Source organism: Sphingomonas fuzhouensis, from assembly GCF_034659795.1.
Classification (GTDB): domain Bacteria; phylum Pseudomonadota; class Alphaproteobacteria; order Sphingomonadales; family Sphingomonadaceae; genus Sphingomonas; species Sphingomonas fuzhouensis.
Genome location: NZ_JAXSQY010000003.1, coordinates 1 through 11,869 on the forward strand (window position 1 = coordinate 1; position 11,869 = coordinate 11,869).

Here is an 11,869-nt window from a genome sequence, read left to right on the forward strand (position 1 = left end):
CCGGACGGATTCAAGCCTAAGAAGGAGGCTTGGGGCTATCCCCTGAGCATAGGCTTATGTCCGTGTCCGAGATCATCACCGACGGCGGTCGGCGTCGTCACTGGGGTTCCACCGAGAAGCTGAGGATCGTTGAGGAAACGCTCGATGGTCGCGAGAGCATATCGGTGGTGGCGCGCCGCAATGGCGTGGCCCCGAACCTGCTGTACCGCTGGCGGCGGCTGATGCTGGAAGGCGGAAGCGTCGCGATCGTCGGCGACGATGACGTAACCAGCAACCGTCAGGTCCGTGAGATGGAAGCCCGCATCCGCGAACTGGAGCGCCAGCTCGGCCGCAAGACGCTGGAGGTCGAGATACTGAAGGAGGCGCTGGAGCGCTCGCGCCCAAAAAAAGCGAGCTTGCTCATGCACTCGCCGCTGCCGGAGACTATCCGGTGAGCCTGGTCGCCAGCACGCTCGGCGTCGGACGCTCGACGGTGTACGACCGCCTGACCGGCAGCACCAAGACGCGCGGGCCATACACGAAGGCCGACGACGCGGACCTGTTGCCCCGCATTCGCCAGATCGCCGCGCAGCGGCCAACATACGGCTACCGCCGCATCGCGGCGGTCCTCAATCGACAGCAGCGCGCCGAAGGACTGGTGCCGGTCAACCACAAACGCGTCTACCGCATCATGGCAGCCAACCGCCTGCTGCTGGCGCGGCGCTATACCGAGCGAACCGATTACGGTCATGACGGCGTCGTGGTGGCGATCCGCTCGAACCTGCGCTGGTGCTCGGACGGGTTCGAGTTCACCTGCTGGAACGGCGAGGTCGTGCGCGGCGCCTTTATCATCGACGCCCACGACCGCGAGATCATCGCCTGGCACGCCGTCACCAATGCCGGCATCAGCGGTTCGGACGTGCGCGACATCATGCTGGAAGCCGTGGAGGCCCGCTTCGGCGGTATGCGCACGGTCGCGCCGGTTGAGATGCTGTCCGATAACGGCTCGGCCTATACCGCCCGCGAAACGCGGACCTTTGCCCGGCAACTCGGGCTCAAACCCTGCTTCACCCCTGTCCGCAGCCCGCAATCCAACGGCATCTCCGAAGCCTTCGTGCATACCCTCAAACGCGATTACGTCCGCGTCTCGTCGCTACCCGATGCACTCACCGCGTTGACATCGCTTGCCGGATGGATCGAAGACTACAACGACAACCACCCTCATTCAGGGCTCAAAATGCGTTCCCCGCGCGAGCATCGCGCAATGGTTTCTGCAACCGCTTGAATCCGTCCGGCCAAACGGGGGCCAGATCAGGCCGCGACCAGTGCGGTGGCCCGCTCACGCATCGCAAGTTGCGGCGGGGCCGCTATCCCAAACACCGCGAACGTCATATTCTTAACCCGGCAGTGCGGGCAATCGGAGGTGATAATTCCCATGGCTATCCTAGAAATCCGCGACCAGCTTCGTGCGGCAGAAACATTCGTTTCCGAATCGCTGACCGCGCCGTCAGTCTCAATGAGAATGCAGGCGCTGCACAATCGCTTTCACACTGCCGGGGAAGCCGAGCGAGAAGCATTGGCCTTGGTTGCGCTCAGCCGGTTGGCGCTTATCGACCAAGGCCATGCCGTCAGGGGATCATAATACGAGGATCGGTGCCGGTGGGGTCACAGCCAAGCGCCCGGAACACCTGAGGGGCCGACGGCATAGCTGGATTTCGCGCTAACATCTGCTCCTGCAGCCTCTCGCACCGTTTGTCGTTCGCGTTCGCGCGCTCAATCATTGGATTGAATTGCGAGACTAGGAGGGCAATACAGGCAGCCAATGCCAGAATTGACCCAATGAGGAAGAATCGACGGGTCCAGCCTGGCAAAACATAGACTGCGTTGAAGAGCAACGCGAAGAGACCGGCAAGCAAACCTACCAGAAGCATTGAGGCGCTATCGCCAAATCGCAAAACGGCTTGCCCTGTCGTCAGAGCGCAGACCGCGACAATCCCTACGCCCCATAGAACTAGCCGCCCCCGCTCCGCATCAAGCGTTTCAGACCGCAGCCCAAGCCAGTCGCTTTTAATTCGTAGGGCAACCCTCTTCCAGAGGGGCGGATAGATTGGGCCGGGTGGCGGTGGTGGTGTCGTCATCCAGCCAGTTTGCGCTGAATAAGTGTTTCAATTCTTAAAGACCTGTGCCGGAAAACCGGCGCATCAGCGCGACGGCGGATACCCTCCCCATGGGAGAGGGTGCCCGGCCTTTCTTTCCCGATCGGTCGGCGCGGCCGAAACGCTGCCTTCACCACTGGGCGCACATCCAAGGGCCTGAAAGAGATCGGGATCATCGGAGCGGCGCGGGTGAGCGGAGAGCATATCCCGTTGAATGGCTAAGCAACGCTTTGCATTTGCATCGGCACCATCAAGGGCTTTCATTGAAGTATATAGTGTTAGCAAAAATGCAAATACGCCCATGCATACACCCATCCCAAACCAAAATTTCCCGTCCACCCGCTTAAGATAAATCGTACCCCAGTAAAGGGACAATACAGTCACACTAATCAGCGCCGCACAGGCGAAAACTTGCCCAGCCGGAACGTACTTCAAGTAGGGGCTTGTGAATGCGTACAGTATTAGTGCCGCAATCCCATAGCCCCACCAGTGTCGGCGGAAAAAGGCTTCGTTGTCCGAATGTTCAGTCGTTGATTCGCTCATCGGCCTACGATGAGGCAGCGCCTCGCACGATGTCGAGTTATCGTTGGCGTCGCATGCGCGAAAGCCACCCCGTTGGCGCGGGGGGCTTGCACGAAATCAATAAAGAGAGCATCTTGGACCGTGGGCGTAGAAACCCGGACCAGTGATAGGCAGTCGTTCCCGTTGGCGCGGGATCGTGTGCCGAAGAGAACCCTTGGCGGGGTTCTAACAGAGCACGCTTGGCGGCGTCGCTCGGCCTTGGCCACCTTATGGCCGGGGGCGGTGCGCCATGTCCAGAGCATTCGTGCTTAAAAACCGCCGGCCTGTCTCACTGGCAGGTTTCTACCCCCCGGCTCAGGGTCCGACACCCTGAAAACGGCCGTAGAAAGCCGAAACCAGTGAGTGAAACATGCACCATTTTCGGAGCAACCCTCCGTCGCGCGCGATAAAGCCGCGCCCGGCGATGACGCCCGCCATGCGCCTCCTGCGCGAGGTGGAAGCCCATTTGGAAGAGACGGGCACCTCCCCCAGCACCTTCGGTCGCCAGATCATCGGTAGTAGCCGCCTTGTCCCCAGCCTGCGGGAAGGCGGGATGCCGACGCCCGCGACGATCGAGCGCATCCGCGCCGCCCTGACCGGGGAGGCGAACCATGCTTGAGGGTCAGACCATCACGGCGGCGGCGCTCAAGCCGTTGCTGCACTATTCCGACCGGCTGGAATTGGAAGCGGCGGTAGAGGCGATCATCGCGGAACTCGACCAGCGCGACCCCGACCCCGACCTTGAGGACGGCGAGCATTTGAGCGCGCACGTCGACGCTTTCGGGCGGGAACTCCACTACCACACCTTGGCCGATCAGGTGCCAGAGGACGACGCCGACGGCGGCGATCGCGCATGGCAAGAATGGGACGCCCGCGACCCCAAGGCGCGCCGCCGTGCGCAGCATGAGCCTATCGGCGGGTTCGCGAGCCGAGAGGACGACGAAGACGACGACGCGCTTGAGCAAGACGACGAGCCGGAGGACGACGGCACGGCAGAGGCGGAACCCGACCGGGAGGGGATGACCTATCCCGAATATCACGACCGACAGCCCGACACGCTGTGCCATCCCGACGCGGGCGACGATCAGGAGCCGGACGGGCAAGAGATATGGAATGCGCATCGGCGGCGCATTCGTCGGACCCGGTGCCGTCACAATCCCACCGCGCCCCTGCCGTACCAGTTGTTGGACCGGAACGGCTGGCGCGTCATCAAGGGAGGTCGAGCATGACCGACGCCCAAGCCAACCAGATTCGCGGGGCCATATCCGACCTGAACGCGGTCCACACGCTATGCGAGGCTATAGCCGCCGGAAACTACAGCGCGGATGAACACGCTGATTTTGCAAGGTGCGTCGGCGTAGTCGTTTCGACCGTTGCTGAACGCCTTGATACGGCGCTGCGCGCCCGATGACCCCCTGCCCCGCCCGCCCCGATCGGCGGCGGCGCGGGGCTTATCATGGAGATACCCATGAGCATCATACCGTTTCAATTCGACACGACGCCCGTTCGCGCGGTGGAGCGCGGCGGGCAGGCATGGTTCGTCGCGGCTGACGTTTGCGCCGCGCTAGGCATCACCAGCCACCGCGACGCCATCGCCCGCCTCGACACTGACGAAAGGGGGTCGGTTGAAGTCGACACCCCCGGCGGTCGCCAGACGGTGGCCGCGATCAACGAGGCTGGCCTATACACCCTCACCCTTCGGAGCCGCGATGCGATGACGCCCGGCGCGCCCGCGCATCGGTTCCGCAAATGGGTGACGGGGGAGGTTCTGCCCGCCCTGCGCCGCGACGGGGCCTATGGGGGCGCAACCACGGCGGCGGCGCTCAATGATCCGGCGGCGCTGCGCGGGCTCCTGCTCGGCTATTCCGAGCGGGTCATTGCGCTGGAGGATCGCAACACCGCGCTGGAGGGGCAGAATGCGGCGCTTACCCCGAAGGCGGAGGCATTGGACCGCATCGGATCGACCGAGGGCAGCATGAACATCACCGCCGCCGCCAAGGTCATCAAGGTCGGGCCGCGTGAACTGCACGACTGGCTGCGCTCGAACGGGTGGACCTATCGCCGTCCCGATTGCGACCGGGTGCTGGCCTATCAGGCGAAAGTCGACGCCGGGTATCTGGAGCATCGGCTGGTGAAATTCCAGCCGCCGGGTCAGCCGGAGCGCTCGACATTTCAGGTCATGGTGACGGCGAAGGGGGTGGCTAAGCTCGCGGCCATCTTCGCGGAAAAGCGGAGAGCGGCATGAGCAATTCAACACTCCGGCGCAATGACCCGGACCTCCTGTATGGCTTAGAGGCAATCGGCGCCGCTATCGGTCTGGGCGGGCGGCAGGTTCAGCACCTCCACGGCACGGGCGGCATCCCGACCTTCAAGATTGGGCGCGTCGGGGATCGCCGCCCGTGGTGGTGGAAGTGCGCGACGCGCCCACGCAACGGGCGGCGCTTCTCTACGGCCATCGGGCTATCGCCGCGCATCTCGGCATCCCCGCCAGCGACGTGACCCGATTGGACGCGGAACGCCGATTGCCGACCTATCAGGACGACGGTTGCACGGTCGCCAGCACGGCGGCGCTGGATCACTGGAATAGCATGAAAGGAGGCCAGTGATGGCCAGCGTAACGAAGCGCCAATGGACGACGCCCGGCGGCGGCACGAAGGAGGCTTGGGTCGTCCGATACAAGGACACCACCGGGTCCTACCGGCAGAGCACCTTCAAGCGGAAAAAAGAGGCGGACGCATACCGCACGACGGTTGAATCTGAACTCGCGAACCGCGAGCACATCGCCGGATCGCAGCGGAAGACGATCAGCTTCGTCGCCAATGCGTATATCACCGAGATCGATCAGGCTGCGAAACGTGGTGTAATGCGCCGCTCGACCGTCGCGCAGTACATCCAACGCATCGAGGCGCTAGTTTTGCCGCGCCTCGGGGAGCGGTTCATCAACGAGGTGGAGGTATTCGACGTCGAGAAATGGATCGGCGACCTCCGGCGCGAGGGGTACGCCCCCAAGACGGTATCCAATTCGATCAGCCTGCTGAAGCTCATCATTGATTTCGCGATCAGGTATAAGTGGGCGCGCGTTAACCCGGTCGTATCGGTCCCCCGATCGGTCCGCGCGGCCAAGACCGAACCGATCCGGCAATTCACGGTGGATGACGTTCGTGCCCTGCTGGCAGCGGCGGGGCAGCGCTATCACAAGAGCAAGCGCCGCCCGACGGCCACCCTGCAATGCTTCGTGTCCCTGGCCGCGTTCCTTGGGCTTCGCTGGGGCGAAATTGCGGGCCTTCAGGCGAAAAACTTGGACCTCGACGCAGGTATCCTGCGGGTGCGGACATCCCTTGGCCGAGTCCATCTTGGCCGCGAGCTCAATGACCCGAAAACCAAAGCGGGACGCCGCGACATCCGGCTGCCCAGCACGATGCTGGCGCTGCTGCGCGCCTATGTCGCCGACTTCCCCCCGGACGACCCGGACAGCTTGGTGTTCCAGACCTGCCATGGCTTGCCGATCGGATACGCCAGCTGGTGGACGAAGAGTTGGTCCAAGCTGCTGGAGCGCGCCGGTTTGAAGGGCGGGCAGTCGTTCCACTTCCACGCCTTGCGGCACTTTGCCGCAAGCTGGATGATCGAGAACGGGTGGCCTTTGCCCGACGTTTCAGCGCAACTTGGTCATGCCAATGTGAACATCACGATGCAGGTTTACGCACACAGTATCGAGAAGCGAGCGCAGTCCTTGGAGGCCATGGACGCACTGGCGGATCGCCTGACCGGGGCGGAGATTGTGCCCGTTGCCCCGTCTCAACACGCAAAGCATCTGCGCATTGGCAACGCAAGCAGTGTTATCACACTGTAATAGCCATACTTTTTCAAACCAGCCATACCATAACCCTGTCACGTACAGCCTACCCCTCGACATCCCGCCTCCATACGCTATCGGTTAACCACGTACCGCCGTAGGAGCAGCGACCGGGTCCGTGCAGATCAAGCGGCTTCGCATTTCGGGTTTCAAGAGCTTCGTCGATCCGGCCGATCTGGTCATCGAGCCGGGGCTGACCGGCGTTGTCGGGCCGAATGGCTGTGGCAAGTCGAACCTGCTCGAGGCGCTGCGCTGGACGATGGGCGAGAACAGCGCGCGGTCGATGCGTGGCGCTGGCATGGAAGACGTGATCTTCGCCGGGACCGCCACCCGCCCGCCGCGCGATTTTGCCGAGGTCACGATCCTGGCCGAGCGCGAGGGCGAGGAGACCGAGATCGTCCGCCGGATCGAACGCGGCGCGGGCTCGGCCTATCGGATCGACGGGCGCGACGTGCGGGCCAAGGACGTGGCCCTCCTGTTCGCCGACGCCGCAACCGGCGCGCACTCCCCCGCGCTCGTCAGCCAGAACCGGATCGGCGCGGTGATCGCCGCCAAGCCCGCCGAGCGCCGCGCGATGCTGGAGGAAGCGGCCGGGATCGCCGGGCTGCACGTCCGCCGCCGCGATGCCGAGGCCAAGCTGCGCGCAACCGAGACCAACCTGACCCGGCTGGACGAGGCGATCGCCGATCAAGATGCCCGCATCGCGACGTTGCGCCGACAGGCGCGCGCGGCGGAGCGCTATCGCCTGCTCTCCGACCAAATTCGGGTGGCCGAGGCGCGGATGATCTTCGCCCGCTGGCGCGACGCGGCCGAGGCGGCGGGCGCGGCCAAGATCGAGGCGGAGGCCGCCGAACGCCGCGTCACCGAAACCACCGCCGCCGAGCGTGAGGCGGCGGCCGCACAGGAACAGGCGGTGGCGCGCGCCGCGCGCACCCGCGCCGCCTCGCTGGCCGCACGCGATGCGCTGAGCGAGGCGGGTCATGCCCTGTCGCGCACCCGCGACCGCCGCCACGGGCTGCAACGGCGGATCGAGGAACTGGCCGCCGCGCGCACCCGGATCGACGAGGACCGCGCGCGCGAGGATGCGCTGGCGCATGACGCGGCGGCAGCGATCCGGCGGCTGGCCGAGGAGCGCGAGGATCTGGAGGCGCGCATCGCCCATGCGGTGCAGGCCATGCCCCGGCTCGACGCGCTGCTGGCCGAGGCGGAGACGAAGAACCGCAATGCCGAGGTCGCGCTGGCCCGCGCGCTGTCGGCCCAGGCTGCGGAGGCGGCCGAGCGCCGCATCGCCGAGGCCGCGCTGACCGCCGCCCGCGCCCGCCATGCCCGCGCCGAACGCGACGCCCGCGCCGTTGCGTCGGCGATCGAGGCACTGCCCGACATGGCCGAGCAGGAGGCCGCGCGCGAAGAGGCCATCGCCACGCAGGCCGCCGCCAAGGTCGACGCCGACAAGGCGCGCGCGGCTTTGGGCTGGGCCGAAGAGAGCGAGCTGACCGCGACCGGCGAGCGTGATTCCGCCGAGGGTGCCCGCGCCCGCGCCATCGCCGCGCTCGCAGCGCTGGAAGCGGAAGCGGCGACGCTGACCCGTGCGACCGCGAGCAAGGGCGGCGACCGGCTGCTCGACGAGGTGCAAGCCGAACCGGGGTTCGAACGCGCGCTGGCCGCAGCCCTTGGCGACGAGCTGGAGACGCCTCTGGTCGACTGGCACGGCTCGCCTGTTGCGCCCGACGACCCCGCCGCGCCGGTCGGTACGCTGCCACTGGGCGAGCGGATCAAGGCGCCGCCGACGCTCGCCCGGCGACTGTCGCAAATCTTCCTGGTCGAGGCGGATTCGGGCCAGCAGCTCAGCGTCGGACAGCGGCTGGTCACGCGCGAGGGGCGGCTGCGGCGCTGGGACGGCTATATCGGCGAGGGCGGCGGCGCGGCGGCGGCCGAGCGGATGGAACGGCGCAACCGGCTCACCGCGCTGGAGGCCGAGCGTCCGGCGGCCGAGGCGGCGGTCCAGAGTGCGACCGAGGCCCGCGCCGCGATCGAGGAGCGGATCGCCCGCGCCCGCGCCGCCGCCGCCAGCGCGCGAAACCTGCATGCCACCGCCGAGGCGTCGCTCCGCGATGCCCAGCGCGCCGAGGACCGGGCGCAGGCGGTGATCGAGCGCCTGTCGGCCCAGCGCACCGACCTCGCCACCCGCGCCGAGCGGATCGCCGCCGAAATGGACGAGGCGCTGGCCGAATGCGACCGCGCCCAGGCCGCGCTGACGGCGCTGCCCGACGGCACGGCGAGTGCGGCGGAGACGGCGCGGCTCCAGCAGGAGACGCAGCTCGCCCGCTCGGCGGTGGCGCTGGCGCGGTCGGAGCGTACGACGCTGGAGCGCAGCCTGGCGCAGACCCGCGACCGCCTGTCAGCCGCGATGGCCGAGGCGGAAGGCTGGGACCAGCGGGCGGGCCAGGCAGCGGGCCGGATCGCCGAGATGGACGACCGCGCCGCGACGCTCGACCGCGACGCCGCTGCGCTCGCCGACAAGCCCACGCAACTCGCCGACGAGATCGCGACCCTCGCCGCCGCGCACGACGCGGCCAAGGCCGAAGCCGAGCGGACCCAGGCCGAGGAAGCCGATGCCGAACGCGCGCTGCGCGCCATCGAAGCGGCCCATGCCGAAACCCATGCGCTGCTATCCGCCGCGCGCGAGGCCCGTGCGGGGGCCCTGGCGCGGGTCGAAAATCACGAACTCCGCCGGGTCGAACTGGGTCGTGTGTCGGGCGAACGCTTCGCCTGCCCTGCGCCGGTGCTGCCGGAAAAACTCGCCTTCGACAGTGCCAGCGTCGGCTCGCCCCAGACCGAGGCCGCCGCGCATGACAAGCTGTCTGCCGACCGCGAACGGATCGGGCCGGTCAATCTGGTCGCCGAACAGGAACTCGCCGACCTGGAGGCGAGCGGGGCCGCCAGCGCCGCCGAGCGCGAAGATCTGATCCAGGCGGTCGCGCGCCTGCGCAGTTCTATCGGGCTGCTCAACCGCGAGGGGCGGCAACGGCTGCTGGAGGCGTTCGAGGCGGTGAACGGCCATTTCCAGACGCTCTTCGCGACCTTGTTCGACGGCGGCTCGGCGCATCTGGCGCTGATTGATTCGGACGATCCGCTCGAGGCCGGATTGGAGATCATGGCGCAGCCGCCGGGCAAAAGGCTCCAGTCGCTGACCCTGTTGTCGGGCGGCGAACAGGCGCTGACCGCCGTGGCGCTGATCTTCGGGCTGTTCCTGACCAACCCGGCGCCGATCTGCGTGCTGGACGAGGTCGATGCGCCGCTGGACGATGCCAATATCGACCGGTTCTGCGGGCTGCTCGACCGGATGACGCGCGAGACGGATACGCGCTATCTGATCGTGACGCACAATGCGGTGACGATGAGCCGGATGCACCGGCTGTTCGGCGTGACGATGATCGAACGCGGGGTCAGCCGCCTGGTGTCGGTGGACCTGCAGGCGGCCGAGACGTTGCTCGCGGCGGAGTGAAGCGGATCAGGGCTGCGGCGCGCGCGCGATGATCCGGGCGGGATTGCCGACCGCGATCGCACCGGGCGGGACATCCGTCAGCACCACCGCATTGGCGCCGATGATCGCGCCGTCGCCGATCCGCACCGCGCCGAGCACGACCGCGCCCGCTCCGATCTGCACCCGATTGCCCAATATGGGGGCCTCCAGCGGACGGGCTTCGCTGCGATTGCCCAGCGTGACATTCTGGCGCAACACGCAGTCATCGCCGATCACCGTCGCACCATGGACGATGATCCCGCCGAAATGCTCGATACGCAGGCGGCGGCCGATCGTCGCCGTTTCGGGCAGCGAGATGCCGCATGCGAACTCGGCCCATTTGCCCGCCAGCTTGGCTGCGACACCCCATAGGCTGCGCACCGGCCCGCGCGGTCGCGCGAACCTCCCCGCCGACAGACGATGGATCGCCAGTGCCCAGAGCCCCTGCGCCAGCCAGCCTTCGCGATAGAGCGCCCGGTCTTCCCGGATACGCCCGCACACACTCAAATGACTCATGCCACCCCCGCGACATTATGCGGCACGACCGACATGGGCCGCGACCACCGGGCCGCGATCCGCCGACCCAGCCGGGTCAGCGGCTGTTCGAAATAGAATGTCGACACATGCGCGCCCCCAAAGGCGATCAGGATGCTGAAGATCCGCTTGGTATAGCGAACCGCCACATTCCCGCTCCCCATCCACCCGGCATAGGAAAGCGGGTGGAGGACGTAAAGCGCATAGGAGATGCGTGCGACATATCCCAGGACACGCCCGCCCAATAGCCGCGCGAACGCGCCGTCGCGCATGGTCAGGCTGAGCCCCACCAGCAGCGTGGCGAGATAGGGCCGCAGATAGGCGATCCATGGAAAGCCCGAAACGACCGGCGCCAGCATGCCGACGAACAACATGGCGAACAGCGCCAGGACGATGGCGGGGCGGGTCGCCCAGCGCGGCGGTTGCCACCGCCTGGCCACCAACAACGCCAGCGTGCCGCCCGCCATGATCTCGTCCACCCGGTCGAAGCTGTGGCTGCCAAAGGTCGTGTGATGCCCGATCCGCCACGCGGTGACCGCCATCGCCAGGACCGGCAGCAGCCACAGCGCACGGCGGCGACCGAACGCGACCAGGACCGCGACGAAGGCGTAGAATTGCACCTCGACCGACAGGCTCCAGAAATGCGGGGCATAGCTGAGCCAGAATTTGCTGACATTGGCGAAGAAGAACAGATTCGCCCCGACCACGTCCCAGGATGCCCCCTGCCCGGCGATCACCACCAGGATGTAGAGCCAGGCGAGCGGCACGATGCGGAACAGCCGCTTGATGATGAACGGGATCACCGCATCGTCGCGCAACAACAGGCTGACGATCAGAAAACCGGACAAAGCGAAGAAGATCGCCATACCCGCCGCCGCAATGGCGACATTGCCGCCCCAGGCCGCCCGTCCGAACGGGAGCATATGACCGGTCATGACCGCCAGAATTGCGATGCCCCGACAGCCGTCCAGCCGCCCGAGATGGCGCCCCGACGACACGTCGCCGCTATCCCGGATGTCGTGCGACAGGGCCATGTCCGTCAAAGACGCACCCTGCGGCGTCCGACCCAAAAGTCGTTCCGGCACATACAATTATCCCCCCGAACCTGTCGGAACGGGACATAAATCGGCGAACGGATCGACGATAGGGCGGTCCCGATGACCGGATATCGTGAATGCCCCGTAATGATACGGTCGCGCGATATGCCGCGTTGCATCCCCCCGGCCCGCTTCCCAAAGGCCGCCTTACGCCTCTTACCCGTCG

At 66.5% G+C, this 11,869-nt stretch carries 11 protein-coding genes; 8 read left to right on the forward strand and 3 right to left on the reverse strand.

Annotation, left to right across the window (positions count from 1 at the left end; translation table 11 throughout):
• The first annotated feature begins 56 nt into the window (after positions 1-56).
• Positions 57-1,264, forward strand: a protein-coding gene (locus tag U1H82_RS08130) for an IS3 family transposase (protein WP_322962882.1) whose coding sequence is annotated in 2 segments (ribosomal slippage) — positions 57-381 and positions 381-1,264 — 1,209 coding nt in all. Because the reading frame shifts where the segments join, the coding sequence is not laid out codon by codon here.
• A 916-nt stretch (positions 1,265-2,180) separates the two neighbouring features.
• Here the strand turns inward: U1H82_RS08130 and U1H82_RS08135 are convergent.
• Positions 2,181-2,678 carry a hypothetical protein gene (locus U1H82_RS08135; RefSeq protein WP_322964435.1) on the reverse strand — a complete coding sequence of 166 codons (498 nt, stop codon included), beginning with the start codon at positions 2,676-2,678 and terminating at the stop codon, positions 2,181-2,183.
• Positions 2,679-3,132: 454 nt separating this feature from the next.
• Here U1H82_RS08135 and U1H82_RS08140 point away from each other — a divergent pair, with 454 nt between their 5' ends.
• The 7 genes from U1H82_RS08140 (at position 3,133) to U1H82_RS08170 (ending at position 10,054) form a co-directional block, all read left to right on the forward strand.
• Positions 3,133-3,315 carry a hypothetical protein gene (locus U1H82_RS08140; RefSeq protein WP_322964436.1) on the forward strand — a complete coding sequence of 61 codons (183 nt, stop codon included), beginning with the start codon at positions 3,133-3,135 and terminating at the stop codon, positions 3,313-3,315.
• The gene (locus U1H82_RS08145; RefSeq protein ID WP_322964437.1) at positions 3,308-3,925 is read left to right on the forward strand and encodes a hypothetical protein; all 618 of its coding nucleotides are present in this window, start codon (positions 3,308-3,310) and stop codon (positions 3,923-3,925) included. Before U1H82_RS08140 ends, U1H82_RS08145 begins: the two co-directional genes overlap by 8 nt.
• Positions 3,922-4,107, forward strand: coding sequence for a hypothetical protein (locus tag U1H82_RS08150; RefSeq protein ID WP_322964438.1), 186 nt, complete (start codon positions 3,922-3,924; stop codon positions 4,105-4,107). The genes U1H82_RS08145 and U1H82_RS08150 overlap by 4 nt, the downstream gene beginning before the upstream one ends.
• A gap of 57 nt (positions 4,108-4,164) precedes the next feature.
• On the forward strand, positions 4,165-4,941 hold the full coding sequence (locus U1H82_RS08155; RefSeq protein ID WP_322964439.1) for a phage antirepressor KilAC domain-containing protein: 777 nt from the start codon (positions 4,165-4,167) through the stop codon (positions 4,939-4,941).
• A 166-nt stretch (positions 4,942-5,107) separates the two neighbouring features.
• Positions 5,108-5,302: a hypothetical protein gene (locus tag U1H82_RS08160; RefSeq protein ID WP_322964440.1), complete on the forward strand. Its 195-nt coding sequence runs from the start codon at positions 5,108-5,110 to the stop codon at positions 5,300-5,302.
• Complete coding sequence (locus U1H82_RS08165) at positions 5,302-6,546, forward strand: tyrosine-type recombinase/integrase (RefSeq protein ID WP_322964441.1); 1,245 nt, start codon at positions 5,302-5,304, stop codon at positions 6,544-6,546. The genes U1H82_RS08160 and U1H82_RS08165 overlap by 1 nt, the downstream gene beginning before the upstream one ends.
• 121 nt (positions 6,547-6,667) lie before the next feature.
• Positions 6,668-10,054, forward strand: a complete 3,387-nt coding sequence (locus U1H82_RS08170; protein ID WP_322964442.1) for a chromosome segregation SMC family protein — start codon at positions 6,668-6,670, stop codon at positions 10,052-10,054.
• Positions 10,055-10,060: 6 nt separating this feature from the next.
• Here the strand turns inward: U1H82_RS08170 and U1H82_RS08175 are convergent, their stop codons facing one another.
• Positions 10,061-10,588 (reverse strand): serine O-acetyltransferase, encoded by a 528-nt coding sequence (locus U1H82_RS08175; RefSeq protein WP_322964443.1) that lies wholly within the window; start codon positions 10,586-10,588, stop codon positions 10,061-10,063.
• Positions 10,585-11,640 carry an acyltransferase family protein gene (locus tag U1H82_RS08180; RefSeq protein ID WP_322964767.1) on the reverse strand — a complete coding sequence of 352 codons (1,056 nt, stop codon included), beginning with the start codon at positions 11,638-11,640 and terminating at the stop codon, positions 10,585-10,587. The genes U1H82_RS08175 and U1H82_RS08180 overlap by 4 nt, the downstream gene beginning before the upstream one ends.
• Positions 11,641-11,869: the final 229 nt, after the last annotated feature.